This is a genomic window from Kocuria rosea subsp. polaris (genome assembly GCF_001483755.1).
Lineage (GTDB): Bacteria > Actinomycetota > Actinomycetes > Actinomycetales > Micrococcaceae > Kocuria > Kocuria cellulosilytica.
Window position 1 is genome coordinate 261,275 of the sequence record NZ_LQBK01000004.1, and the last position, 25,170, is coordinate 286,444.

The following is a 25,170-nucleotide window of genomic DNA, read 5'->3' on the forward strand; positions in this document are numbered from 1 at the left end:
GCCGGTGACGCTCCTCGACCGGCTGCGCACCGTGCAGGCCCGCCTCGGGGCGGGCCTGCACGAGTTCTACGTGGCGCCCTACCGGCGCACCTTCGCCCGCGCCCAGCGCGACGAGGAGGACCTGTTCATGATGCTGGTCCTCTCCGAGGCCCTGGGCGTGCCCAATCCCGCCAGCTACTACACCGTGGAGCTGCTGCCCGTGGTCTACGACCGGTTCCACGACTGGCACCGGCGGATGGGCATGGAGCGATCGCCCCTGGAGCACATCTCATGCTGCTAGAGCTCGCCGCCGCCCGCCGGGTCCTGTTCGTCGGCGGCAAGGGCGGCGTCGGCAAGACCGCCGTCGCCTCGGCCACCGCCCTCGCCCAGGCCCGCGCCGGCCGCCGGGTGCTGGTCGTCTCGACCGACCCGGCGCACAACCTCGGGCACCTGTGGGAGCGCCCGGTCGGGGACCGGATCACCCCGCTCGCCCGGGACCTGGACGGCCCCGGGCCGGGGGGCGGCCTCCTCGACGGCATCGAGGTGGACCCGGTCGCCACGACCGACGCCCACCTCGTCGCCGTGGGCGCCACGATCCGCCGGCTCATGCCCGAGCACCTCGCCGGCGAGGTCGACAAGCACATGGAGCTCGCCCGCGACTCCCCGGGAACCCACGAGTCGGCGGTGCTCGAGCGGATCGCCGAGCTCGTGGACACGGGCCTGCACGACTACGACCTCATCGTCTTCGACACCGCACCGTCCGGGCACACCGCCCGGCTCATGGCCCTGCCCGAGATCATGTCCGCCTGGACCGAGGGGCTGCTGCGCCGCCGCGGCAGGGCGGAGAAGTTCGGCGCCGCGCTGCGGGGCCTCGAGGACCGGGACGCCGCGGCCGAGAGCATCGTGGGCACCGAGCGGCCCCGGGACCCGCGCGAGGAGCGCGACCTCGAGATCCGGCGGATCCTGCTGCGCCGCCGCGAGCGCTTCGAGGCCCTGCGCGAGGTGCTGGTGGACGCCGGGCGCTGCAGCTTCGTCATCGTCCTCGCGGCCGAGCGGCTGCCCGTCCTCGAGACCGTCGAGCTGCACGGGCAGCTGGTCCGCGCCGGCGTGCACGTGGGGGCCCTCGTGATCAACAAGCGCTCCCCGGCGGACGCCGGGGACTTCCTCGCCGAGCGCCGCGCGCTGGAGGAGGTGCACGTCGCCACCCTGCGCGGCGCCCTCCCGGACGTCCCGCTGCTGCAGGTCCCCCTGCTGCCGGGGGACGTGGTGGGCCAGGAGGCGCTCGAGCGGTTCGGGGACGCGCTCGCCCAGGCTGATCTCAGGGCCACGTGACACGCTGACGCGCATGACCTCCACCGCGCACCGCCCGGACGCCGGGCGACGACGACGGACCCCCGCCGACCTCGGCCCGTGGATCCTCGCCGGTGTCGCCGCGACCGCCCTCGCCGTGGGCCTGGCCGAGCTCCTGGCCTGGGTGACCGGGCCCGTCGGCGCGCCGCTCACGGCGGTGGGCGGGGTGATCGTGGACGGGATCCCCGCCCCGGTCAAGGACGCGGCGATCGCCCTCTTCGGCACCGCGGACAAGCTCGTGCTGCTCCTCGTCATGGCCGCGGGACTCGTGGCGGTCGGCGCGGGGATCGGGGCGGCCCAGCGCGCCAACCCGCCGATGGGCACGGTGCTGCTCGGCGTGCTGGGTCTCCTCGGGCTGCTGGCGGTGCTGACGCGGGCGGGGCCGGCCGTGGCGGACACGGTCCCCGTCGTCGTCGGCACGGCGGCCGGGGCGCTGTTCCTGACGGTGCTCACCCGCCGGGCCGGTCCCTCCCCCCGGCCCGGGGCGGGGCTCGACCGCCGCGGCTTCGTCCGGGCCTCCGCGGCCGCCGCCGTGCTGGGCGCCGCCGCCGGCGTCGCGGGCCGCTGGGCCTCCGCCGCGGCCGCGCGGGTGCCCGCGGCGCGCGAGATGCTCCGGATCCCCCCGCCCGCGGTGCGCGACCCGATCCCGGCGGGCGCCGACCTCGGCATCGAGGGCGTGCAGCCCTGGCTCACCCCCGCCGACGACTTCTACCGCATCGACACCGCCCTGAGCGTGCCCCGCATCGACGTGGCGGACTGGCGGCTGCGGATCCACGGCATGGTGGACCGCGAGCTCGAGCTGAGCTTCGAGGACCTCGTGGCGCGCCCGCTCGCCGAGCACGTGGTGACGCTGGCCTGCGTGTCCAACACCGTGGGCGGGGACCTCGTGGGCAACGCCGTGTGGACGGGGGTGCCGATCCGGGAGCTGCTCGCCGAAGCCGGGGTGCAGGCGGACGCGGACATGGTGCTCTCGACCTCCGAGGACGGGTTCACCGCCGGCACGCCCCTCGACGCGCTGCTGGACCCGGGCCGCGACTCCCTGCTGGCGGTGACCATGAACGGGGAGCCGCTGCCGTTCGAGCACGGCTACCCGGTGCGCATGGTGGTGTCCGGGCTCTACGGCTACGTCTCCGCGACCAAGTGGCTGGTGGACCTGGAGGTCACGCGGTTCGACCGCGACGAGGGCTACTGGACCCCGCGCGGGTGGTCGGCGCTCGGGCCCGTCAAGACGGCGTCCCGGATCGAGGTCCCGCGCGCCGGGGGCCGCGTGGACGCCGGGGAGGTCGTGCTCGCGGGCACCGCGTGGGCCCAGGACACGGGGATCGCCGCGGTGCAGGTCAGCGTGGACGGGGGACCGTGGCAGGAGGCCGACCTCGGGGAGGTGCCCTCCGACGACACGTGGCGGCAGTGGGTGCTGCGCACCGAGCTCCCCGGCGGCCGGCACACGGCGCGGGTGCGGGCCGTCGACCGGGACGGGGCCGTCCAGACCGCCGAGCAGGCCCCGCCGGCCCCGGACGGTGCCTCCGGGTGGCACGAGCGCACGTTCACGGTGGCCTGACCGGCCTCTGCACGCGCCGCTCCCCGGCCCCTCCGCCGAACCCACCGGTTCCGCCCGGGACCACGGCACTGGTGTGCCGCTCTCGGGCGGAACCGGTGGGTTCACGGGGCGGTGACGCCGACGGGGCGGGGCAGGGTCAGGGGTGGGTCAGGTGCCGTGCGGGGCCGCGACCGGTCCGGTGGAGGACCGGACGACGAAGTGGGCCGGGAGCACCTCGTTCGACGGCTCGTCGGAGCCTCCGGACAGGTGCTCGAGGAGCCGCTCGACGGCACGGGTGCCCTGCTGCCGGGCGTGCTGGTCCAGAGTCGTCAGGCCGAAGGCCTCCCCGATGGGATGGGCGTCGATGCCGATGACGGACAGATCGCCGGGCACGGTGAGACCGAGGTCCCGCGCCGCGAGGATCGTGCCGGCCGCCATCTCGTCGGACGAGGCGAAGACCGCCGTCGGGCGGTGGAAGGGGTCCGCCAGGAGGTTCTTGGCCTGCTGGTAGGCGCCGGTGAAGGTGTAGTCCGCGATGAGCGACCACGCGGGGTCAACGGGCAGCCCGGCGCCCGCCATCGCCTGTTCCCAGCCGTCCCGGCGGTCGCTGGACATGGGGAAGTAGCGTCTGCCCTCCTCGGCCCCGCCGAGATGTGCGATCCGCCGGTGGCCCAGTCCGATCAGGTGCTGCGTGGCGCGGCGCCCGACGTCGAGGTCATCGATGCTGACGGTGGACGCGCCTACCAGCGGGCCCCCGACCCCGACGAGGGGGATACCGGCGGAGAACATCTGCTCCGTGTCGGCTGGGTCCAGGTGCAGGGACACCGCCACGGCCGCGTCCAGCCGCTTGCGCAGGAGGAAGTCCGTCAGCACGGTCTCCCGGTACCGGTCCCCCTCGAAGTTGTAGAGTGTCAGGTCGTACCCGGCCTCCACGAGTGCGGCGGCCACGCCCTCGAGGACGGTGGAGAAGTACCACCGGTCGACGTGGGGGAGGACCACCCCGATATTGCGGCTCCGACCGCTCGCCAGGCTCGACGCGTGGTAGGACACGACGAAGCCCAGTTCCTGCGCCGCCTCCTGGACCCGGGCCCGGGCGCGCGGCGAGACGGGCCCCTTTCCGCTGAGCGCCCGGGAGACGGTCGCGGTGGAGACTCCCGCCCGGGCGGCGACGTCCTGGAGCCGGGGTGGGTTCATCGTCCGGTGGTCCCGGGGTCCTCCGTCTGCAGCCATGCGCACTCCTCCGGGTCCAGGATATGCGGCGCGGAGACCGGGGACCCGCTGCGCAGCAGCACCGGCAGGTCCGGCAGCTCGACCGGGGCGGAGCCCGTGTTCAGCAGCACCAGGACGCCGTTGTTGACGAGGCCGAGGCAGTCGGGTCCGGTGCGGTCCTCCGCCCACGCGAGCGAGCCCGAGCCGAGCCCGTGCTCCCGCCGCAGCGCCAGCGCGGCGCGGTAGAGGGACAGCGTGGATGCCGGGTCGTGGCGCTGTGCCTCGCGCGAGAGCTCTGCCCAGCCCGGAGGCTGCGGGAGCCAGGCCTCGTCCGTGTCGCTGTAGCCCAGGGAGACCCCGGTGCTGGTCCAGGGCAGCGGCACGCGGCAGCCGTCACGGCCGAGCCGGTCCCCGCCGGTGCGGTGGTAGGTCGGGTCTTGGCGGACGTCGTGCGGGAGGGTTGTGTGGTCCGGCAGGCCCAGCTCCTCCCCCTGGTACAGGTACACGCCGCCCGGCAGGCCGAGCATGAGCAAGGACGCGGCGCGCGCCCGCCGCGTGCCCAGCACGTGGTCCGGCTGCTCGTCATCGGGCCCCCGGCCGTCGCCCGGGCGCGGGGACTCCGCCGTCAGCGCCAGGCGGGTCGCGTGCCGCACGACGTCGTGGTTGGACAGCACCCAGGTGGTCGGTGCCCCGACCGCGTCGAACGCTTCGAGGGAGGAGGTGATGATCCGGCGCAGCTCTGCGGCGTCCCACGGGGCGGCGAGGTAGGAGAAGTTGAAGGCCTGGTGCATCTGGTCGGGACGCACCCAGTCGGCCAGGCGGTCCAGCGGGTCCACGCTTGCCTCGGCGCAGAGGATCCGCTCGCCGTCGTACTCCGCGAGCACCTCGCGCCAGCGCCGGTAGATGTCGTGGATCTGCGGCTGCCCGAACATCGGGGCGTCCGTGAACGGGTAGCCCGGGACGCTCCCCCCGTCGGCGCGCCCGCCCCAGTCGGGGAGCCCCTCGGCCTTGACGAGGGCGTGCGCCACGTCCACCCGGAAGCCGGCGACGCCGCGGTCGAGCCAGAAGCGCAGCACGCGCTCGAACTCCTGGCGGACCAGCTCGTTGTCCCAGTTGAAGTCGGGCTGCGACGAGTCGAACAGGTGCAGGTACCACTGGCCGGGCTGCCCGTCGGGCTCGGTCACCCGGGTCCAGGCCGGGCCCCCGAAGTGGGACTGCCAGTTGTTGGGGGGCAGCTGCCCGGACGCGCCGCGGCCGTCCCGGAAGACGAACAGGTCGCGCTCCGGGGCGCCGGGACCCGCCGCGAGGGCCTGCCGGAACAGGAGATGCTCCTGCGAGCAGTGGTTGGGCACCAGGTCGATGATCACCCGGATCGACAGCGCGTCCGCGGCCGAGACCAGCGCGTCGAAGTCCGCGAGGGTGCCGAAGGCGGGGTCGACGTCGCAGTAGTCGCTCACGTCGTAGCCGCCGTCGCGCTGCGGGGAGGGGTAGAAGGGGGAGAGCCAGATCGCGTCGATTTCCAGCTCCGCCAGCTGTCCCAGCTCGGCAGTGATGCCGGCGAGGTCGCCGACGCCGTCCCCGTCGAGGTCCCGGAACGAGCGGGGATACACCTGGTAGATCACCGAGGAGCGCCACCACTTCGGCTCCTGGTCGCGGTCGTGGACGGGTGTGAGGCGCAGGGACTGCAGCGCGGGGGAGGTCGTGGACATGCGCTCCATCGTAGGTCGGATCGCCGCGTACTGGAAGCGCTATCACCATGCGATGACCAAAGCGCCTAGGTTCTCCTGGGGTATGGACAGTGTTTGTGATAGCACTTACAGTAGTGAGCCAACTCACCTCCCGGTGTATAGCCCTCCCGGCCGGACCGTCCGAGCTCCGGCCACGTTCTCCCTCTCCGGGTTCCGCCGGCGCGGGAGCGGCCGCGGGACCTTGAAAGGAATCACCCACCATGTCCTCTGTGCGCTACGCCAACGTGACCTGTCAGTACCCCGGGGCCGAGCGCCCCTCGGTCACCGACCTGAACCTGGACATCGCCGACGGGGAGTTCCTCGTCCTGGTGGGCCCCTCCGGGTGCGGGAAGTCCACCACCCTGCGGATGCTCGCCGGCCTCGAAGAGGTCACCGGCGGCAACATCTACATCGGCGACCGCGACGTCACCGACGTCCCCTCCCGGGACCGCGACATCGCCATGGTCTTCCAGAACTACGCCCTCTACCCGCACATGACCGTGGCCGAGAACATGGGCTTCGCCCTGAAGATCGCCAAGATCTCCGCCGAGGAGCGCCGCCGGCGCGTCGAGGACGCGGCCAAGATCCTGGATCTGACCGACTACCTGGACCGCAAGCCCAAGGCCCTGTCCGGCGGGCAGCGCCAGCGGGTGGCGATGGGGAGGGCCATCGTCCGGTCCCCGCAGGTGTTCCTGATGGACGAGCCGCTGTCGAACCTGGACGCGAAGCTGCGGGTGCAGACCCGCACCCAGATCGCGTCGCTGACCCGCCGGCTGGGGGTCACCACGGTCTACGTGACCCACGACCAGGTCGAGGCGATGACGATGGGCGACCGGGTGGCCGTGCTCAAGGACGGGCTGCTGATGCAGGTCGACACCCCGCGCAGGCTTTACGACCGGCCGGCCACGGAGTTCGTGGCCGGGTTCATCGGGTCGCCTGCGATGAACCTCTTCCGGGTGCCGCTCACCGAGGCCGGGGCCCAGTTGGGCACGGTGCGGATTCCGCTGACAGGCGCCCAGCGGTCGGCCGTGACCGGGTCCCAGGTGTCAGTGGGGATCCGCCCCGAGGACCTGCACCGGGCCAGTGAGGGCACCGGGCTGCCGATCGTCGCCGACGTCGTCGAGGAACTGGGAGCGGACGCCTTCGTCTACGGCCACCTGGCCCCGGTCACCGCCGCCAACACGATCGTGCCCGTGGACGCCACCACCGGGACCGCCGACGACCCCGCCACCCACGAGTTCATCGTCCGGGTCGAGGGCCGCACTCCGCCGCGGGCCGGGACCACCATCTGGGTCGCCCCGGACCTGGAGCACGTGCACCTCTTCGACGCCGCCACCGGCCGACGCCTGCCCGACTGACTCCGGATCCCACGCTCACGCCGCCGACTGACTACGGACAATGATGAGGAATCCCACCATGAAACAGACTCACCGGGCGGCCGGAGCCGTCGGTGCCGCGATCCTGCTCGCCGGCTGCGCGTCGGCACCCACGGCCGGCCTGGCCGGCGGACCGGGCAGCATCAAGATCCAGGCGGGCGAGGACGAGATCCCGGCCTTGGAGCAGGTCGCTGACAGCTTCACCGCCGACACCGGGGTGGAGGTGGAGTTCGTCCAGCGGGAGATCAACGCGCAGGCGATCTCCAACTTCATCTCCCAGTCCCCCACGGGGCAGGCCCCGGACATCATCGTCTCCCCGCACGACAACCTCGGCCAGCTCGCCGCCAACGGGGTGGTGGCCCCCGTGGAGATGGGAGACCGGGCGGAGGATTTCACCGAGAACGCCCGTGAGGCCGTCGTCTACAACGGGGTGAGCTACGGGGTGCCGTACGCGATCGAGAACGTGGCGATGCTGCGCAACAACGAGCTCACCGCCCAGGACCCCGCCACGTTCGACGAGCTGCGCGCGATCGGGCACCGGCTCATGGAGGAGCGGGGGATCGAGTACCCCTTCACGGTGAGCCAGTCGCCCGAGGCCGGCGACCCCTACCACCTCTACGCCCTGCAGACCTCCTTCGGGGCCGAGGTCTTCGAGCGCACCGCGGAAGGGGAGTACACCAGCAACCTCACCATGGGGGGCGAGGACGGCCACGAGTTCGCCCGCTACCTGCAGGACCTCGGACAGACCGGGGACCTGCAGACCTCCATGACCCCGGACATCGCCAAGGAGTCCTTCCTCAACGGCGAGTCCGCCTTCCACCTGGGCGGGCCGTGGGAGCTGACCGACGTCGAGGCCGCCGGGATGGACGTGAGCGTCCTGCCCGTGCCGCCGGCCGGGGACGAGGAAGCACGCCCGTTCGTGGGCGTCCAGGCGTTCTTCGTCAATGCCAACGCCCCCAACCCGGTCGCGGCCCAGGACTTCGCCGCCAACTACCTGACCCGCCCGGAGTCGCAGACGGCCATGTATGAGAGCACGGGCCGGCCCCCGGCCAGCCAGGTGGCGATCGACCGCATGCAGGGCGACCCGCTGCGCGCCGCCTACGCCGAGATCGCCGAGACCGGCCTGCCCATGCCGGCCATCCCCGAGATGGGCGCGGTGTGGAGCTTCTGGGGCACCACGGAGAACGCCATCATCAACGGCCGCGGAAACCCCGTGGAGCTGTGGGACCGCATGATCGACAACATCGAAGGACAGATCTGATGAGCACGCACATCACCGCACGGGGCACCACCGCCGCCCCCGGCGAGGCGGGGGGCGGTGCCGGGCTCGGCGCGCCCCTGGACCTGCGCAACTCGCACTCCCGGGGATTCGGCCTGGGCTTCGTGGTCAAGCTGGTCCTGATGGCGCTGATCAACGCGTTCGGCCTCTACGGCATCCTCGCGGCCTGGGCCGCCGGCAGCTGGGGCATCCTGGCCTTCCTGGCGTTGGCCCTGATCGTGGCCGACCTCGTCTACTTCCTGCCCGGCCGGAAGATCCTGCCCGCCAAGTACCTCTACCCGGGGCTGATCTTCCTGCTGATCTTCCAGATCTTCGTGGTGCTCTACACCGCCGCCACGGCGTTCACCAACTACGGTGACGGACACAACGCCACCAAGACGGCGGCGATCAGCCAGCTCACCACCACCTACGAGCAGCGGGTCGAGGGCTCCCAGGCGTACCCCGTCACGGTCCTCGAGGGCGATGACGGACTTGCGCTGGCCACCGTGCAGGACGACCAGGTGCTCGTGGGCGCCGCCGATCAGCCGCTGGCCCCGCTCGAGGACGCCACGGTCACGGACGGCCGCGTCGTCGAGGCGCCCGGCTACGAGGTGCTCGACTACGGCGGCGTCGTGGCGGCCGCCGACGAGCTGACCGACCTCCGGGTGCCCGTGAGCGGACAGGAGGCCGACGACGCCGCACTGCGCACCGACGACGGCCGGACCGCCTACGTGTACGAGTCCACGCTCGTCCACGACGAGGCGGCCGACGCGATGGTCGCCGACGACGGCACCGTGTACGCGAACAACGGGGAGGGCGCCTTCGTCGGACCCGAGGGCGAGGCCCTGCGGCCGGGCTGGCGGGTCTTCGTGGGACTGGACAACTTCGCGGCGATCTTCGACCCGGCGATCCTGGGCGGCCCGTTCGTCTCCGTGACCCTGTGGACCTTCGCTTTCGCCATCCTCTCGGTGGCCCTGACCTTCTTCCTGGGCCTGCTCCTGGCGATCCTGTTCAACGACGAGAAGCTGAGGTTCCGGAACGTCTACCGGGCCATCATCTTCCTGCCGTACGCCTTCCCCGCGTTCCTGTCCATCCTGATCTGGGCAGGTCTGCTCAACACCGACTACGGCTTCGTCAACGAGATCCTGCTGGGCGGCGCCGGAGTTCCCTGGCTGGACAACCCCTGGCTGGCCAGGATCTCGCTGCTGCTGGTCAACCTCTGGCTGGGCTTCCCGTACATGTTCCTCGTGACCACCGGCGCCCTGCAGTCGATCCCGAGCGAGATCTACGAGTCCTCCGAGATGGACGGGGCCGGACCGGTCCGCCAGTTCGGGTCGATCACCCTGCCCATGCTCATGGTGGCGGTCGGCCCGATGCTCATCGCGTCCTTCGCCATGAACTTCAACAACTTCAACGTGATCTACCTTCTCACCGGAGGCGGGCCCCAGGACGTGGAGTCCACCACCGGGGTGGGCGCCACGGACATCCTCATCTCGTTCGTCTACAAGATCGCGTTCGCCGGCGGCACCAATGACTACGGCCTGGCCTCGGCCCTGTCCATCCTCATCTTCATCATGGTGGCCGTCATCTCCGGACTGACGTTCCGCCGCAGCAAGGCTCTCGAGGAGATCAGCTGACATGTCCACTCCCACCACGCCCACCCCGGGCGACCGCCCCGGCTCCGATGGCGCCCACGACGCCCCGTGGGCCGCGGCCACGGCCGCTCCGTCCACCGGCACCTCGAACACCGTCCAGCCCACCGACACGCTGCGGCCCCCGGACGCCCCGACCGGGGCTCCCCGGCCCCGTCGGCGCCGTCGTTCCGCCCGCGGCGGATGGAAGCACCTCGCCGCGATCACCGCGTGCGTCTTTGCGCTCTTCCCGCTCGTCTATGCCCTCTCGGCGTCCCTGTCGGCCTCCGGGTCCCTCCTGGGATCCAACCGGCTCTTCTCCGACGTAACCGGTGCCAACTACACCAACCTGCTCAACGACCCGCAGAACCCGTACCTCACCTGGTTCGCCAACTCGATGTTCGTCTCCGTGACCACGGCCGTGGGCACCGTGCTCATGGGCGCGGCGGCGGCCTACGCCTTCTCCCGCTTCCGGTTCAAGTCCCGCAAGAGCGGGCTCATGTCCCTGCTGATCATCCAGATGTTCCCGCAGCTGCTGGCCTTCGTGGCGATCTTCCTGCTGCTGTTCGCGATCTCCGAGATCTATCCCTTCCTGGGCCTGAACTCCCGGCTCGGCCTCGTCGCCGTCTACCTGGGCGGGGCACTGGGGGCGAACACGTTCCTCATGTACGGCTTCTTCAACACCATCCCCAAGGACCTGGACGAAGCCGCGGAGATCGACGGCGCCTCGCACGCCCAGATCTACTGGACCATGATCCTGCCGCTGGTGACCCCCATCCTCGTGGTCGTCGGGATGCTGTCCTTCATCGCGTCCTTCTCGGACTTCCTGCTCGCCCAGATCGTGCTGCAGGACCCGGACAAGTACACGCTGGCCGTGGGGCTGTACCAGTTCGTCTCCGTGCAGTTCGGGGAGAACTGGGGCGTCTTCACGGCCGGGGCGATCCTGGCGGCGATCCCGGTGGTCGCGCTGTTCCTCTTCCTGCAGCGCTACATCGTCTCGGGCCTGACCGGCGGCGCGGTGAAGGGCTGACCGCCAGCCTGCCTGCCTGCACCACCGCCCGGCCACCTCTGCGCCCAACTCACCGGTTCCGCCCGGGACCAGAGCATCGATGCTCTGGTCCCGGGCGGAACCGGTGAGTTCACGAGGAGGCGAAGCGGGCACGTGCGGGAGGTGAGCGTGCGCGGGAAGGGGCCGGGCGGGCAGCGGGGCCTGTCATGATGGGGCGGAACGCACGACGGACCGGACGGGAGGTGGCACGCGGTGCCGCTGGTGGACAACGTGGTGTACGTGGAGGGCCGGCGCGCGTCGACCCCGGAGGACCTGGACGAGACCTACGCGGTGATGCGCGGGCACGGCGGGATGGCCTGGATCGGCCTCTACCGCCCCGAGCCGCCCGAGGTGCAGTCCGTGGCCGCGGAGTTCCGGCTGCACGATCTCGCGGTGGAGGACGCCCTGAAGGGGCACCAGCGCGCCAAGCTGGAGCGCTTCGGGGACACCCTCTTCGTGGTGCTGCGCCCGGCCCGGTACCTGGACGACGTCGAGAAGGTCGAGTTCGGGGAGCTGCACGTGTTCGTGGGCCGCGACTTCGTGGTGACGGTCCGCCACGCCGAGTCCCCCGACCTGGCCGCGGTCCGGCGCCGGCTGGAGGCCGCCCCGGAGCTGCTGGGCGCGGGCCCGCAGGCCGTGCTGTACGGGATCCTCGACGAGGTGGTCGACGGCTACGCCCCCGTGGTCGCCGGTCTCGAGAACGACATCGACGAGATCGAGGACCAGATCTTCGGCGCGGACCGGGACGTCTCCCGCCGGGTCTACGAGCTCTCCCGGGAGGTCATCGAGTTCCAGCGCGCCGTCCACCCGCTGGTGGCCATGCTGGAGGCCCTGCAGCTCGGGGCGGAGAAGCACGGACTGGGCGTCGAGCTGCAGCAGCGGCTGCGGGACGTGCAGGACCACGCCATCCGGGTGGGGGAGCGCGCCGACGCGTTCCGCGTGCTCCTGCAGAACGCCCTCACGGTGCACGCGACCCTGGTGGGGCAGCGGCAGAACGACGAGATGCAGCGGCTCACCGAGTCGGCCCTGGCGCAGAGCGAGGAGGTGAAGCGGATCTCCTCCTGGGCCGCGATCCTCTTTGCCCCGACCCTGGTGGGCACGGTGTACGGGATGAACTTCGAGCACATGCCCGAGCTCGCGTGGCCGCTGGGCTACCCGCTCGCGCTGCTGGCCATGCTCGGCATGGGGGTGGCCCTCTACGGGGTGTTCAAGTGGAAGCGGTGGCTCTGAGAGGCGGCCTCAGATGCTGTGGCGCATCGCGCGGATCCCCACGGCCAGGCCCAGGGCGGCCAGCAGGACCGCCGCGAGGGCGCCGGCGGCCACGGCCGGCTCGCCGAACTGGCCGTTGAACAGGGCCCGCTCCGCGTCGACCATGTAGGTGAGCGGGTTGAACCGCGAGAGCACCTGCATCCACCCCGGACCGGCCTCGAGCGGCAGGAGCATCCCGGACAGCAGCATGAGGGGGAACAGCAGCCCCTGCTGCACGGTCCAGAACATCCAGTCCCGGTTCCGGGAGACGATGGCCAGGGCGTAGCTCAGCGCCCCCAGCCCCACCCCGAAGACCGCGAGGATCGCCAGGCCCACCGCCATGCCGGGCAGGGACGGGCGGAAGCCGAAGAACGCGGCGACCCCGGAGATCACCAGGGCCTGCAGCACCAGCGGCACCATCTCCTTGCACGCGCGCCCCACCATGAGCGCCGAGCGGGACACCGGGGCCACGAGCATCCGCTCGTGCGCCCCGGACTGGATCTCGAACAGCAGGTTCGAGCCGGTCATGGCGGTGCCGAACAGCGCGATCATCACCACGATGCCCGGCACGAACCACTGGAACGCCTGGTCCAGGGGGAGCCCGGTCATCCCGCCCAGGAGCGGGCCGAAGAAGGCGAGGAACATCAGCGGCTGCATGAGCGAGAAGACCAGGCTGAAGGGGTCCCGGATCACCGGCCGCAGCTCGCGGACGAAGACGCTCACGGAGTCGTGCAGGATCCCCGCCGGGCGGGCCCGTTCGGTGCCGCCGGCGGTCCCGCCGGACGACTCGCGGGTGGTCGGAAGGGTCGTCATCGGGGTGCTCCCACGCTCGGGGCCTCGGCGGCCGGATCGGTCTCGGGGTCGTCCGTCTGCTCCTCGCGCAGGCTCCGCCCGGTGAGCCGGAGGAAGACGTCGTCGAGGGTCGGGCGGTCGAGCTCGGCGGTCCGCACCGTGTGGCCGTCCCGGTCGAGCTCGCGCAGCAGGGCGGGCAGCACGCGCTCGCCGTGGTCGACCGCGACGACGACGCGCGCGCCCTCCCCGGCGGGGGCCGCCTCCGGCTCGGCGCCGCCGGCCCCCGCTGCGGCGGCCGCGCGCCGGACGGCAGCCACGGCGGCCGCCGGGCCGGCGTCCAGGGTGAGGGCGATCCGGTCCCCGGCCAGGTCCGTCTTGAGCCGGGACGCGGTGTCGTCGGCGATGATCCGTCCCCGGTCCACGACCATGACCCGCTCGGCGAACTGGTCGGCCTCGTCGAGGTAGTGGGTGGTGAGGAACAGTGTGGTCCCGTAGCGCCGGCGCAGCCCGAGGATGTGCTCCCACAGGTTGGCCCGGGACTGCGGGTCCAGCCCGGTGGTGGGCTCGTCGAGGAAGAGCAGCTGCGGGCCGGGGATCAGGCCGAGGGCGATGTCCACGCGGCGGCGCTGGCCGCCGGAGAGCTTCATCGTGGGCCGGCGGACGAGGTCGCCGAGGCCGAGGGCCTCCACGAGCTCGTCCACGCGGCGCCGCGTCTCCGCGCGGCCCAGCCCGTACAGGGCGCCCTGACTGAGCAGTTCGTCGCGGACCCGCTGGTACTGCCCGGCCCCGTTCTTCTGCCCGATGTAGCCGATCCGGGCGCGCACCTCGGCCGGCTGCCGGGCGACGTCGAAGCCGCACACGGTGGCGGTGCCGCCCGTGGGCCGCAGCAGCGTGGTGAGCATGCGCAGCGAGGTCGACTTGCCCGCGCCGTTGGGACCGAGGAACGCGGTCAGCGTGCCCGGTGCCACGTCCATGGTCAGGTCGACCACCGCCTGGACGGTCCGGCCGCCGGGCCCGCGGAAGCTCTTGCTCAGCCCGCGGGCGCTGATGATGGGTGGGGTGCTCATGGGTCCACGGTAGAGCGCATCCGGGCCGGCGGCCGCCCGCGGGAGGACATGGATTGCGGGACGTGCCGGATCCGGTGCCGCGGGTGCCCCTGCCGGTGCGCGCAGGGGCCGGGCACGGCCGGTCCGCCGGCACCCCGGACGGGGCGCGGGCTCTCCGCATGCCGCGGGCCGGGCGCGGGGACGGGGCGGACCGGGCTTAGAGTCGTGGGCGTGAGCGTCCCCACCACCGCCCTCGATCCCGCACGGGTCCGGCGCGCCCGGATCGCGGTGTCCGCGTTCTTCCTCACCAACGGCGCCCTCTACGCCAACCTGCTGCCGCGCCTGCCGGAGGTCAAGGACGCGTTCGGGCTCTCCAACACCCTCTACGGCCTCGTGGTCGTGGCGTTCCCGCTCGGAGCGATCCTGGTGGGCGCCCTCCCCGCCCGGGCGATCCGCCGCTTCGGCTCCGGCCGGGTGGCGGCGCTGGGCACCGTCCTGCTCTCCGGATGCCTCGCGGCCGCCGGGGCCGGGGCGGGCCTGGGCGCCGGCACGGGGCTGGGCGTGGGCGTGTTCCTCGCGGCGATGTTCCTGGGTGGGGCGCTGGACGCCCACGTCGACACCGCCCAGAACGCCCAGGGGATGGAGGTCCAGCGCGCCCGCGGCCGCTCGATCATCAACTCCCTGCACGCCCTGTGGAGCCTGGGCGCCGTGGCCGGCGGGCTCATGGGCACCGCGGCGCTCGCCCTCGGCGTGCCCCTCGGATGGCACCTGCCGGCGAGCGGGATCGTGTGGAGCGCGGTCGCCCTCGTGGCGCTGCGCTCCGCGCTGAGCCCGGCGGAGGGCCGGGGGCTTCGCACGGTCGGCCCGGACGACCCGCTGCCGGACGACCTGCGCGCGGACGGCACACCCTCGGACGGCACGACGACGACGGACCCCGGCGCCGCCGGCTCCCGGCCGGACCCGGACCCCGGGCGCGGCGGGACGGGGCAGCGCTCGGCGGGGCGCATCGTCGTCGTCAGCCTTCTCCCCGTGGCCGTCATCGCGATGGCCGGGGTCATGGTCGAGGACGCCGGGCAGAACTGGTCGGCGGTGTACCTGAGCACCGAGCTCGGCGCTCCTCTGGCCGCCGCGGGACTCGGGCTCGTGGCGCTCATGGCGGCGCAGTTCGTGGGCCGGATGCTCGGCGACCCCATGACCGACCGCTGGGGGCGCGCCGCGGTGGCCCGCGCCGGTGCCGCGCTGAGCGCGGCCGGGATGCTGCTCGTGGTCCTGGCCCCGGTGCCGGCGGCGGCCGTGGCGGGCTTCGCGCTGGCCGGCTTCGGCTGCGCGACGCTCGTGCCCGCGGCCTTCCACGCCGCCGACGACATCCCCGGCCTGCGGACCGGGACCGGTCTGGCCCTGGTCAGCTGGCTGATGCGGATCAGCTTCCTCGGCCTGTCCCCGGCCATCGGCGTGCTCTCCGACGCCGTCGGGCTGCGGGCGGCACTGGTGGTGGTCCCCGTCTTCGCGGTCGTCGCGGCCCTGATGGCCGGCGTGCTGCGGGAGCGCCGGGCACCCTGACCTGGCCCCGGCCCCCGGCACGCCCGGTGTGCCGAGTCCCCACCCTCGGTGCGCCGGGTGCGCCGAGCCCCCATCCCTGGTCCGTTCGGTGCGCTGAGTCCCCACCCCTGGTGCGCCCGAGGTGCCGAATCCCCACCCCTGGTGCGCCCGGTGCGTCGAGTCCCCACGCCGGCGTCGGATCCCCATGGTTGAACGTGGGGATCCGGCGCAGACCTGGGGACTCGGCGAGGTGGGCCGCGCAGACGTGGGGGCTCGGGACCGGGCTCGGCGGGGCCTGCGGTCCGGGGCTATCCTGGAGCCACCATGTTCCACCACTTCTTCCTCTGACGGGCCCGGATCCCGCCGCGCAGCACGTCCGCCGCGGCGGATCTTTCCGTTGCCCACCCGTCCCCTCGCCAGGAGCCCCGGCCGTCCGCCGTGCGCCGCTCCGCACCCCGGAGGAAGCATGTCCACCGTTCCCGTCCACCGTCCCGCCGTGCCCGCGGGCGAGCACGCCCAGCTGACCGCCACCGGGATCCGCCTGGTCCGCGGTTCCCGCGCCGTCCTCGACGGCCTCGACCTCACGATCACGCCCACCACCCGCCTCGGGGTGGTGGGGGAGAACGGCCGCGGCAAGACCTCGTTGCTGGAGGTGCTCTCCGGCGCCCTCCTCCCGGACGCCGGCACCGTCCGCCGCACCGGCACGCTCGCCGTGGTCGACCAGGAGCTGCCCGTGCCGCCCGACGGCACGGTGGGGGACCTCCTGGACCTCGAACTCACCGCCGAGCACACCGCGGTGGCGCAGGTCGAGTCAGCGGCCCGCGCCCTCGCCACGGACGAGCCGGGCGCGGCGGAGGAGTACGCGCAGGCGCTCACGGTCGCCCAGGCCCTCGACGCCTGGGACGCCGACCGGCGGGTGGACCTCGCCCTGCAGGCCCTGCACGCCGTGACCGACCGCTCCCGGGTGCTCGGCACCCTCTCGGTGGGGCAGCGCTACCGGGTGCGCCTGGCCTGCCTGCTCGGGACCGTCCACGACCTCCTCCTGCTGGACGAGCCCACCAACCACCTCGACGCGGCGGGGCTGACCCACCTGGGCGCGGCACTGCGCGGCTTCCACGGCGGCGTGGTCCTGGTCAGCCACGACCGGCGGCTGCTGGGCCAGGTCGTCGACACCGTCCTGGACCTGGACCCCAGCCGGGACGGCCGCCCGCGGTGGTACGGCGGCGGGGTGGCGGGCTGGCGCGCCGGCCGGACCGCCGAGCGCTCCCGCTGGGTCCACGACCACCGGGAGCAGCAGGCCGAGCACGCCCGGCTGGCCGGCGACCTCGAGCGTGCGCGCTCCCGCCTGGTCGACGGATGGCGCCCGGACAAGGGCACCGGCAAGCACACCCGCGCCACCCGGGCGCCGGGGCTCGTCCGGTCGGTGCACCGCCGGCAGGAGGACCTCGACCGGCACCGTGTGGACGTCCCCGAGCCCCCGCTGGTGCCCGCGGTGCCGGAGCTGCCGGTGCTGCCCGGCGTCGAGCTGGTGCGGGCCGAGGGCGTCACGGTGCACGGTCGGCTGCTCCGGCCCGTCGACGTGGCACTGGAGTCCGGGGACCGGCTGGTGGTCACGGGCCCCAACGGGGCGGGCAAGTCCACCCTGCTGCAGGTGCTCGCCGGTGAGTCGGCTCCCGGCACGGGCCGGCGCACCACCGCACCCGGGGTGCGGATCGGCCACCTGCGGCAGGAGGGGCTCCCGCACGGTGCGCGCTCGGCCCAGGCGGTGTACGAGCAGGAGCTCGTCCGGCTCGTGCTCGCCGGCCGGCTGACCGAGCACGAGGTGGTGCCCCTGGCCGCCCTGGGCCTGCTGGCGGCGCGGGACCGTGAGCGCCCCGCGGCGGAGCTGTCCGCCGGGCAGCGGCGACGCCTCGAGCTCGCCGTGGTGCTGGCGTCCCGCCCGCACGTGCTGCTGCTGGACGAGCCGACCAACCACCTCTCGATCGCCCTCGTGGACGAGCTCACCGAGGCGCTCGCGGCCACGGCCGCGGCGGTGGTGCTGACCACCCACGACCGGCAGCTCCTGCGGGACACGAAGGGCTGGCCGCGGCTGGGGCTGTGACGGCCCGGAACCGGGTGGACGGCCGCCCGCGGGCCGGCCCTAGACTGCGGAGCAGAGGGCGGAGGGGACCGCCACCACGCGCCGGGGTCCGGCGTGCCGAGATGCCGAGGAGAACACCGTGAAGATCCGCGCAGCCGTCGTCGAAGGGATCGACGCCCCGTTCGAGCTGGAGGACGTCGAGCTCGCCGAGCCGGGCCGGGGGGAGGTCCTGGTCCGCATCGTCGCGACCGGGGTCTGCCACACCGACGCCATCACCCGCGAGGGCGACATGCCGCTGCCGCTGCCCGGGATCCTGGGCCACGAGGGCGCGGGGATCGTGGAGCAGGTCGGCGAGGGCGTCACCGCCGTGGCGCCCGGTGACCGGGTGGTCATCGGCTGGCCCTCGTGCGGGGCGTGCCGCAACTGCCTGGACGGGCAGCCCCGGTACTGCCTCCGGACCGGGGAGGCGCTGGTCTCGGGCCGCCGCTTCCGGGGCGAGGACGCCGGGACCTCGGCGTACACCCGGGCCGACGGCTCGCAGCTCTCCGGGCACTTCTTCGGCCAGTCCTCCTTCGCGACCCACTCGATCGTCCTCGCCGACGCGCTGGTGAAGGCACCCGACGACGTGCCGCTCGAGCTGCTCGGTCCCCTGGCCTGCGGGCTGGGCACCGGCGCCGGCGCGGTGCTCAACGAGGCCCGCCCGGAGCCGGGCTCCTCCCTGGTGGTCTTCGGTGCCGGGGCCGTGGGACTCGCCGCGATCATGGCGGCGCGCTGCACCGCCGCCACCACGGTCATCGCCGTGGACCTGCACGACTCCCGTCTCGAGCTGGCCACCCGGTACGGAGCCACCCACGTCATCAACTCCCGCGACACGGACGTGGTCGCGGAGGTCGCCCGGATCACCGGCGGAGCCGCCGACTACGCCTTCGAGTGCACCGGGGTGGTCCCGGTCGTGGAACAGGCCGCGGAGTGCGTGGGCATGCTGGGCACGCTCCTGCTCATCGGCGGGGCGCCCGCCCAGGCGCGCTTCAGCGTGGACCACCTGCGCACGCTGTGGGGCAAGCGGATCCTGGGCGTGCTGGGCGGCGGCAGCCGCACCGGCAGGTTCATCCCCGCCCTGATCGACCTGCACCGGCAGGGCCGGTTCCCGTTCGACGAGCTGGTGCGCTTCTACGAGTTCGAGGAGATCGAGCAGGCCCTCGCCGACAGCCGGTCCGGTGCCGTGGTCAAGCCGGTCCTGCGGATGCCGCGCTGACCCGGCGGTCCCGTTCCCGTGCCGGGTCCGGGGGCGCAGCGCAGACGGTTCAGTCGATCCGCAGCTCGTGGACGCCGCGCTCGAGACCGAGCTCCACCGCGGCGATGACGTCGTCCACGTTGTGCCCGGGCGGCAGCCGGGGCGGCAGGCCGGTGAGGGCGCGGTCCACAAGCCCGGTGTCCATGTGGGGCAGCCGTGCGTCCACCACCGCGATCCGACGACGGCGCAGCTCCCGCCGCAGCGACCCCAGCCACGAGGCCATGGCCGCCTTGCTGGCGGCGTAGCCGGCCATGCCGGCCAGCGGCAGCTCCGCGACCACACCGGTGAGGACCGCGACCGCTCCGCCGTCCGCGACGTGGGGCAGGGCCGCCCGGAGCACGGCCATGGGCCCGAGGGCATTGACCTCGAACAGCTCCTCCACGACGGCCTCGTCCTCGTCGACGGCCGGACCGAACGCGGCGACGCCGGTGGCGATCACCACGGCGTCGAGACCGCCGAGCTCCTCGGCCGCCCGGCGGACCACCGCCGCGGCCTCGTCGTGGTCCACGAGGTCCAGGGCGTGGGCCGCGCGCAGGCCGAGCCGGCGCCGCAGCTCCTCGGCGTCCGCGGCGGAGCGGCCGGTCACCACGATGTCGGTGGTGCGCTCGCACAGCCGTTCGCACAGCCGCTGTCCGAGGACGCCGGTCGCCCCCACCACGAGGATCCTCGCGCCGTTCAGGTCCATGATCCCACTCCTGCCCCCGGTGCGGCCCCGGGGCGGGGCCGTGCTCCGAGCGTACCCAGACGCTCCGACAGCGCCCAGTGCTGTGCAGTTCCACAACGATCGCCCGCGGCCCGTCGCCCACCGTTGTCGGATGCGAACCGACCGGCGTAGATTGCAGTCCTCGGGGCCGGGCCGGGCGGACGCCCGCGCGCTGGTGCTCCGCGATCGGGGGTCCATCCACATGTCACCGACCACGTCAGGTTCGGCCCGGGCGCTGGGCGCCGCGGCCGCGGCCCTGCTCTTCCTGGCCTCCTGTGCCGCCCCGACCGGCGGGGAGCCCTCGGGGGAGGGCACCGGCGCCACCGGTTCCCCGGCAGCCACGGCGGCCGAGTCCCCGACCGGCTCGGGACCGGCCACGGAGTCCCCGTCGCCGGCCTCGGCGAGCCCGACCGCCGATCCGACCGGGAGCCCGACGACCGGCCCCACCGCCAGCCCGACCGCCGGCCCCACCGGGACGCCGACGGCTGGGCCGACGGAGAGCCCGACCGCCACACCGACCCCGGGCCCCACGGGCTCACCGGCTCCCGCGGAGCGCGTGACGTACTCGGGCACGGCCGCCGACGCGGCCTTCGCCTTCGAGCTGCCCGCCACGTGGCGGGTGGACGGGGAGTTCTCGGGCGTCGGCGGCACGGTCACGGTCGTCGGCCCCGACGGCGCACCCCTCGGCTACCTGACGGTCCTCCAGGCGTGGGGCGCGGAGTGCGGGCCCGACTGCACCCAGCCGGCAGTGGTCCACCTGGGCGACGTCCCGGGCGAGGCGGCGCTGTCCAGCAGCGGCGAGTTCGTGGTGCGCTCCGTGGCCATGGACCTCACCTCCTCGCCCCGGCTGCGCAACGTCAACGGCTGGCAGGACAACGTGCGGCTCATGACGTCGCTGACCGACGCGGACACGCCGCCGCCCACCGCGATGCTGCCGCACGTCATGTACGGCCTGGGGCTGGTCGAGACGGGGGTGGTGGCGTCCAACGGCATCACCTACCGGACGGTCATCTTCAGTTCCGCGCACGACTTCCCGACCGTCGCGGCGGCCGAGGAGTACGTCGCGTCCGAGGAGCACCAGCAGATCCAGGCCATGATCGCCTCGTTCCGCGCCTGAGCCGCCTCGCTCCCGGCGTCGTCCCCGCCTCCCCTCGAAGTCACCGGTCCGACCCGGGACAGCGGCCTGTGTGCTCTGATCTCGGGCACATCCGGTGCGTTCGCGGACAATGCGAGAAGAGCGGGGGCGGGTCAGGCGGGGGTGTACCCCATCCGCCGGCTGACCCGCAGGCCGGCTTCCTTCAGGTCGTCGACGAGCTCGGCCATGTGCTGGTCCGTGAACCGGAACGCCGGGCCCGACACGCTGATCGAGGCGACGACCGTGCCGAGATGGTCGCGCACGGGCACGGCCAGGGAGTTCAACCCGATCTCGAACTCCTCGCACGCGATGGCGTAGCCCCGGGCGGCCACGTCGATCAGCTGCCGTTCCAGCTGCTTGCGCGAGGTGATCGTGCGGCCGGTCAGGGCCCGCAGTCCTTGGGAACGGAGAACGCGGGCCCTGTCCTCGGAAGGGAGCCCGGCGAGGAGCACCTTCCCGCTGGCGGTGGCGTGCAGAGGGGTCAGGCTGCCGATCCAGTCGTGCATGCTGAGCGCGGAGGGCCCCATCTCCTGGTCCACGTTGACGGCCTGGCCCTCCCGGAGGACCGCCAGATTGACCGTCTCGGAGTGGGTCCGAGCCAGCTCGCGGATCTCGTCGCGTGCCTCGGCCACCACGCTCAGCCGGCCGGGGATCGCGTGCGCCAGCCGCAGGATCCCGAAACCGAGCTGGTACGGGCTCCCGTCGCTCGGATGGTGCACCAGGCCGCGCAGCTCCAGGGCGCTGAGCAGGCGCGAAGCAGTGGACTTGTGCACTCCCAGCTCCGCGGCCACCTCGGTCACCGTCGAACCACCGGTCCGGGCGAGGACCTCGAGCACCGTGATCGCCCGGTCGACGGACTGGACGCCGCCCGGAGTCACCCCGTCGGAACCGTTCTGCTCCGTCCCGGCGTCGGAGGTCAGCAGAGGTCTGGGGGCTTGTGGGGACATGACCCCATGGTAGTCATCCGTCATGGTCGTGCTCCGTCCGCTCGGCTCGTGGGCGCCGGCCCCGGCGAGGCCGGCGCCGGGGGCGTGCTGCCGGGCCGGCAGCACGCCCCGTCATGAGAGGTCCGCCCCCTTCCGCCGGGAACGGCCGTTCTGCTGGGCATAGATCGGCTGGCCGGCGGCCGTGGCGTCCACGGCCCGGAACTCTGCTGTGTGCGGATCCGTGCTCTCCCGGGTGACCAGGGTGAACTTCTGGTGCCCGTACTCGTCGACGGCGTGGCGCACCGCGCGGTTCATCACGGACTCGGACAGGCGCTTGCGCAGCCACATCGGGTCCTGGCGCAGGTCCCGGGCCAGCGCGAAGCACAGCAGGAGCATCACCAGGATGAACGGCAGGGCGGAGACGATCGTCATCCGCTGCAGGCCGCCCAGGGCGGCGGCGGGGTCGTCGCCGCCGGCCAGGAGCATCACCGCGGCGACGCCGCCCATGAGCACACCCCAGAAGACGATGACGGGGCGGGAGGGCTCCAGGCTGCCGCGGGAGCTGAGCGAGCCGGTCACGATGGACGCCGAGTCGGCGCCCGTGACGAAGAAGATCCCGGTGAGCACCATGGCCAGCACGGCGAGGCCGACGGTGACCGCCTGCGGCAGGTCCAGGCCGGTGAACATGTCGTAGATCGCGCTGTCGAAGGAGATGGTCGGGGACCCGTCCACCACCGTGGCGATGCCGTCGCCCGGGTCCGGTGTGGCGTCGGCCCGGCGCTGGATGTCGATGGCCGTGCCGCCGAAGACGGCGAACCACAGCAGGGACACCAGCGAGGGCACCACGAGCACGCCCACCACGAACTGGCGGATGGTCCGGCCCCGGCTGATCCGGGCCACGAACATGCCCACGAAGGGAGTCCAGGACACCCACCAGGCCCAGTAGAAGATGGTCCACCCGGAGAGCCACTCGCGCATCCCCTCGTCGCCCACGGCCTCCGTGCGGGCGGACATCTCCGGCAGCATCTGCGCGTAGGAGCCGACCGCGGAGGGAATGAGGTTGAGGATGAAGACGCTGGGGCCCACCACGAAGATGATGACCGCCATGATCAGGGCCAGCACCATGTTGGTGTTCGAGAGGAACTGGATGCCGCGGGCGATGCCGGAGACGGCCGAGGCCACGAAGCAGAACGTCAGCACCGCGATGACGGCCACCAGCATCGGGGTGGTCACCTCGGCGACGACGCCGTTGAACTGCAGGCCGCTGCCGATCTGCAGGGCGCCCAGGCCGAGCGACGCGGCGGTGCCGAACACGGTTGCGAAGATGGCGAGCATGTTGATGATCTTCCCGCCGACGCCGTCCACGGCCCTGCGTCCGAAGATCGAGACGAACGCCTCGGAGAGCAGGTTCTTGCGGCCCAGGCGGAAGGTGCCGTAGGCGATGGCGATGCCGACCACCGCGTACATCGCCCACGGGTGCAGCGTCCAGTGGAACAGGGACGTCGCCATCGCCGCCTCGATGGCCTCGGCCGTCTGCGCGTCGGCCGTGGCCGGCGGCGGGGAGATGTAGTGGTAGAGCGGCTCGGCCACGCCGTAGAACATCAGGCCGATGCCCATGCCGCAGGCGAACATCATCGAGATCCACGACACCGTCCGGAACTCCGGGCGCTCGCCGTCCTGGCCCAGCGGGATGTTGCCGAACCGGCCGACGGCCAGCCAGAGGACGAAGACGACGAACAGGGAGGCCAGCAGCACGAAGAGCCACCCGGTGCTCTCCAGCACCCAGGCCAGCGCCACCGTCGAGGCGTTGGACAGGCTCTCCGTGCCGAGGAACCCCCAGAGCACGAACGCGACGACGAGAGCGCCGGTGACCACGAAGATGGTCCGGTCGAGGCCTTCCAGGCCGGTGCGGAAGGACTTGCGCCGCTCGGCGACCCCGTCCTTCAGCTCGTCGAGGATCGCGGCCTCCTCGGCCTCGGTCTCGTGCAGCAGGGTCGTGTCGTCCACGGGCGGTGTTGCGGACGGTGCCGCCGGCTCCTCGGCCTGCCCCGGGTCCGTGCGACAGTCGTCGCTCATCGGACCTTCTCCGGCCTCGTCGGGCGGGGGACGGGGACGACGTCGCCGACCTTGTCGGTGATCCAGTCGTGGAAGGCGCCGATGTGGTGCTCGGAGGGGACGAGGACGCCGCCGGTGGCGTAGATCTTGGAGTTCATGGCGGGCTGGCAGCGTTCGCAGGCGTCGAAGTCCTGCTGGTTGACGCGGTGGAAGAGTTCTACGGAGGCGGAGACGTCCTTGCCGGAGTCGACCACGGTGGGCAGGTAGAGCCAGTCGCACTCGACGACGGTGTGGTCGGGGGCCATGGGGAACATGCGGTGGATGATGACGTGGTCGGGGACGAGGTTGACGAACACGGTGGGCTTGACGGTGATCGCGTAGTAGCGGCGGTCGTGGTCGTCGTCGACGCCGGGGAGCTTGTCGAGGCCTGCGGAGCCGTCGACGGTGAAGCCGGCGACGTCGTTGCCGAACTCGGCGCCGTGGCCGACGAAGTACTGGGCGGCGAGTCCGTCGGCGAACTCGGGCAGGACCTCGGTGAGCTCGGGGTGGATGGTGGCGCAGTGGTAGCACTCCATGAAGTTCTCGATGATGAGCTTCCAGTTGGCGCGCACGTCGTAGGTGATCCGCCGGCCCAGGGCGAGGTTGGCGATGTCGTAGCCCTCGATGGCCTGGGTGTCGCCGAGGCGTTCCTGGATGTCGCCCATGACGTCCTCCTCGAAGGACGGAGGGTTCTCGGCCAGGCAGACCCAGACGTAGCCGAGGTACTCACGGACCGGGACGGTGACCAGGCCGTATTCCTGGCGGTCGATGTCGGGCATCTTGGTGAGGTTGGGGGCGGCGATGAGCTTGCCGTCGAAGTCGTAGGTCCAGGCGTGGTAGGGGCACTGGAAGGAGCGTGCGGCTTCGCCGGTGTCCTCCATGCACAGTTTCACGCCGCGGTGGCGGCAGATGTTGTAGAAGGCGCGGATGCCGTGCTTGCGGTTGCGGGTGATGATGATGGACTCCCGGCCGATCTGGACGGTGCGGTAGGCGCCGGGCTTGTCGAGGTCGGCGGCGCGCACGGCACAGAACCACATCTGCTCGAAGATGCGTTCCTGCTCGGCGCGGAAGACGGCCTGGTCCACGTAGGTGGAGCCGGGCAGGGTGGAGATCAGGGACTCCGAGACAATGTTGGTGGGCAACACGAACTCCTGGGGTCGGACAGCGCGCAGGGCGCGGGGTGGAATGGGGAGGAGGA

General features: G+C 72.8%; 20 protein-coding genes. 12 read left to right on the top strand and 8 right to left on the bottom strand.

The window, feature by feature from the left end:
* The first annotated feature begins 4 nt into the window (after positions 1-4).
* From AVL61_RS03655 to AVL61_RS03665, 3 genes are read left to right on the top strand one after another with little or no spacing between them, the layout of a single operon-like run.
* Positions 5-280, top strand: a complete 276-nt coding sequence (locus tag AVL61_RS03655) for a cory-CC-star protein (protein ID WP_058872986.1) — start codon at positions 5-7, stop codon at positions 278-280.
* The gene (locus tag AVL61_RS03660; protein ID WP_058872987.1) at positions 271-1,311 is read left to right on the top strand and encodes an ArsA family ATPase; all 1,041 of its coding nucleotides are present in this window, start codon (positions 271-273) and stop codon (positions 1,309-1,311) included. Before AVL61_RS03655 ends, AVL61_RS03660 begins: the two co-directional genes overlap by 10 nt.
* Before the next feature lie 13 nt (positions 1,312-1,324).
* On the top strand, positions 1,325-2,887 hold the full coding sequence (locus AVL61_RS03665) for a molybdopterin-dependent oxidoreductase (RefSeq protein WP_082696932.1): 1,563 nt from the start codon (positions 1,325-1,327) through the stop codon (positions 2,885-2,887).
* A 147-nt stretch (positions 2,888-3,034) separates the two neighbouring features.
* Here the strand turns inward: AVL61_RS03665 and AVL61_RS03670 are convergent, their stop codons facing one another.
* Positions 3,035-4,096 (bottom strand): LacI family DNA-binding transcriptional regulator, encoded by a 1,062-nt coding sequence (locus AVL61_RS03670; RefSeq protein ID WP_231738268.1) that lies wholly within the window; start codon positions 4,094-4,096, stop codon positions 3,035-3,037.
* Complete coding sequence (locus AVL61_RS03675) at positions 4,057-5,784, bottom strand: glycoside hydrolase family 13 protein (RefSeq protein ID WP_058872989.1); 1,728 nt, start codon at positions 5,782-5,784, stop codon at positions 4,057-4,059. The genes AVL61_RS03670 and AVL61_RS03675 overlap by 40 nt, the downstream gene beginning before the upstream one ends.
* A 239-nt stretch (positions 5,785-6,023) precedes the next feature.
* On the opposite strand from AVL61_RS03675, the gene AVL61_RS03680 reads away from it, so the two are divergent.
* The 5 genes from AVL61_RS03680 to AVL61_RS03700 all read left to right on the top strand — a co-directional run bounded on the left by AVL61_RS03680 (position 6,024) and on the right by AVL61_RS03700 (position 12,345).
* The gene (locus tag AVL61_RS03680; protein ID WP_058872990.1) at positions 6,024-7,160 is read left to right on the top strand and encodes an ABC transporter ATP-binding protein; all 1,137 of its coding nucleotides are present in this window, start codon (positions 6,024-6,026) and stop codon (positions 7,158-7,160) included.
* A gap of 58 nt (positions 7,161-7,218) precedes the next feature.
* Entirely contained in the window at positions 7,219-8,439 is a 1,221-nt protein-coding gene (locus AVL61_RS03685) for a sugar ABC transporter substrate-binding protein (protein ID WP_082696933.1), read from the top strand.
* Entirely contained in the window at positions 8,439-10,073 is a 1,635-nt protein-coding gene (locus tag AVL61_RS03690; protein ID WP_058872992.1) for an ABC transporter permease subunit, read from the top strand. Before AVL61_RS03685 ends, AVL61_RS03690 begins: the two co-directional genes overlap by 1 nt.
* 1 nt (position 10,074) lies before the next feature.
* On the top strand, positions 10,075-11,097 hold the full coding sequence (locus tag AVL61_RS03695; protein ID WP_197412630.1) for a sugar ABC transporter permease: 1,023 nt from the start codon (positions 10,075-10,077) through the stop codon (positions 11,095-11,097).
* Between the two features lie 231 nt (positions 11,098-11,328).
* A complete protein-coding gene (locus AVL61_RS03700; RefSeq protein WP_058872993.1) occupies positions 11,329-12,345 on the top strand; it encodes a magnesium and cobalt transport protein CorA in 1,017 nt (338 codons plus the stop codon).
* 9 nt (positions 12,346-12,354) lie between these two features.
* On the opposite strand, the gene AVL61_RS03705 is transcribed toward AVL61_RS03700, so the two are convergent.
* Together AVL61_RS03705 and AVL61_RS03710 are read right to left on the bottom strand one after the other, a co-directional pair.
* Positions 12,355-13,176, bottom strand: coding sequence for an ABC transporter permease (locus AVL61_RS03705; RefSeq protein ID WP_082696934.1), 822 nt, complete (start codon positions 13,174-13,176; stop codon positions 12,355-12,357).
* Entirely contained in the window at positions 13,173-14,222 is a 1,050-nt protein-coding gene (locus AVL61_RS03710; protein WP_197412631.1) for an ABC transporter ATP-binding protein, read from the bottom strand. The genes AVL61_RS03705 and AVL61_RS03710 overlap by 4 nt, the downstream gene beginning before the upstream one ends.
* A 210-nt stretch (positions 14,223-14,432) precedes the next feature.
* On the opposite strand from AVL61_RS03710, the gene AVL61_RS03715 reads away from it, so the two are divergent.
* From AVL61_RS03715 to AVL61_RS03725, 3 genes are all read left to right on the top strand, one after another.
* Entirely contained in the window at positions 14,433-15,761 is a 1,329-nt protein-coding gene (locus AVL61_RS03715) for an MFS transporter (protein WP_058873228.1), read from the top strand.
* A 445-nt stretch (positions 15,762-16,206) separates the two neighbouring features.
* Positions 16,207-17,841 carry an ATP-binding cassette domain-containing protein gene (locus AVL61_RS03720; protein WP_058872994.1) on the top strand — a complete coding sequence of 545 codons (1,635 nt, stop codon included), beginning with the start codon at positions 16,207-16,209 and terminating at the stop codon, positions 17,839-17,841.
* 118 nt (positions 17,842-17,959) lie between these two features.
* Positions 17,960-19,075, top strand: coding sequence for an NAD(P)-dependent alcohol dehydrogenase (locus AVL61_RS03725; RefSeq protein ID WP_058872995.1), 1,116 nt, complete (start codon positions 17,960-17,962; stop codon positions 19,073-19,075).
* A gap of 49 nt (positions 19,076-19,124) precedes the next feature.
* On the opposite strand, the gene AVL61_RS03730 is transcribed toward AVL61_RS03725, so the two are convergent.
* On the bottom strand, positions 19,125-19,799 hold the full coding sequence (locus AVL61_RS03730) for an SDR family NAD(P)-dependent oxidoreductase (RefSeq protein WP_058872996.1): 675 nt from the start codon (positions 19,797-19,799) through the stop codon (positions 19,125-19,127).
* A gap of 220 nt (positions 19,800-20,019) precedes the next feature.
* Between AVL61_RS03730 and AVL61_RS03735 the strand changes: the two genes are divergently transcribed.
* A complete protein-coding gene (locus tag AVL61_RS03735) occupies positions 20,020-20,934 on the top strand; it encodes a hypothetical protein (protein WP_058872997.1) in 915 nt (304 codons plus the stop codon).
* 131 nt (positions 20,935-21,065) lie between these two features.
* Here AVL61_RS03735 and AVL61_RS03740 read toward each other — a convergent pair whose 3' ends face one another.
* From AVL61_RS03740 to AVL61_RS03750, 3 genes are all read right to left on the bottom strand, one after another.
* Complete coding sequence (locus tag AVL61_RS03740) at positions 21,066-21,923, bottom strand: IclR family transcriptional regulator (protein WP_231738269.1); 858 nt, start codon at positions 21,921-21,923, stop codon at positions 21,066-21,068.
* Between the two features lie 87 nt (positions 21,924-22,010).
* Positions 22,011-23,954 (bottom strand): BCCT family transporter, encoded by a 1,944-nt coding sequence (locus AVL61_RS03745; protein WP_058872998.1) that lies wholly within the window; start codon positions 23,952-23,954, stop codon positions 22,011-22,013.
* On the bottom strand, positions 23,951-25,114 hold the full coding sequence (locus tag AVL61_RS03750; RefSeq protein WP_058872999.1) for an aromatic ring-hydroxylating oxygenase subunit alpha: 1,164 nt from the start codon (positions 25,112-25,114) through the stop codon (positions 23,951-23,953). Before AVL61_RS03750 ends, AVL61_RS03745 begins: the two co-directional genes overlap by 4 nt.
* Positions 25,115-25,170: the final 56 nt, after the last annotated feature.

Bases quoted from the DNA above. Each gene is read 5' to 3' on its own strand.
- AVL61_RS03660 (WP_058872987.1), top strand. From the start codon at position 271: ATGCTGCTAGAGCTCGCCGCCGCCCGCCGGGTCCTGTTCGTCGGCGGC.
- AVL61_RS03665 (WP_082696932.1), top strand. From the start codon at position 1,325: ATGACCTCCACCGCGCACCGCCCGGACGCCGGGCGACGACGACGGACC.
- AVL61_RS03670 (WP_231738268.1), bottom strand. From the start codon at position 4,096: ATGGCTGCAGACGGAGGACCCCGGGACCACCGGACGATGAACCCACCC.
- AVL61_RS03675 (WP_058872989.1), bottom strand. From the start codon at position 5,784: ATGTCCACGACCTCCCCCGCGCTGCAGTCCCTGCGCCTCACACCCGTC.
- AVL61_RS03680 (WP_058872990.1), top strand. From the start codon at position 6,024: ATGTCCTCTGTGCGCTACGCCAACGTGACCTGTCAGTACCCCGGGGCC.
- AVL61_RS03685 (WP_082696933.1), top strand. From the start codon at position 7,219: ATGAAACAGACTCACCGGGCGGCCGGAGCCGTCGGTGCCGCGATCCTG.
- AVL61_RS03690 (WP_058872992.1), top strand. From the start codon at position 8,439: ATGAGCACGCACATCACCGCACGGGGCACCACCGCCGCCCCCGGCGAG.
- AVL61_RS03695 (WP_197412630.1), top strand. From the start codon at position 10,075: ATGTCCACTCCCACCACGCCCACCCCGGGCGACCGCCCCGGCTCCGAT.
- AVL61_RS03705 (WP_082696934.1), bottom strand. From the start codon at position 13,176: ATGACGACCCTTCCGACCACCCGCGAGTCGTCCGGCGGGACCGCCGGC.
- AVL61_RS03710 (WP_197412631.1), bottom strand. From the start codon at position 14,222: ATGAGCACCCCACCCATCATCAGCGCCCGCGGGCTGAGCAAGAGCTTC.
- AVL61_RS03720 (WP_058872994.1), top strand. From the start codon at position 16,207: ATGTCCACCGTTCCCGTCCACCGTCCCGCCGTGCCCGCGGGCGAGCAC.
- AVL61_RS03730 (WP_058872996.1), bottom strand. From the start codon at position 19,799: ATGGACCTGAACGGCGCGAGGATCCTCGTGGTGGGGGCGACCGGCGTC.
- AVL61_RS03735 (WP_058872997.1), top strand. From the start codon at position 20,020: ATGTCACCGACCACGTCAGGTTCGGCCCGGGCGCTGGGCGCCGCGGCC.
- AVL61_RS03740 (WP_231738269.1), bottom strand. From the start codon at position 21,923: ATGACGGATGACTACCATGGGGTCATGTCCCCACAAGCCCCCAGACCT.
- AVL61_RS03745 (WP_058872998.1), bottom strand. From the start codon at position 23,954: ATGAGCGACGACTGTCGCACGGACCCGGGGCAGGCCGAGGAGCCGGCG.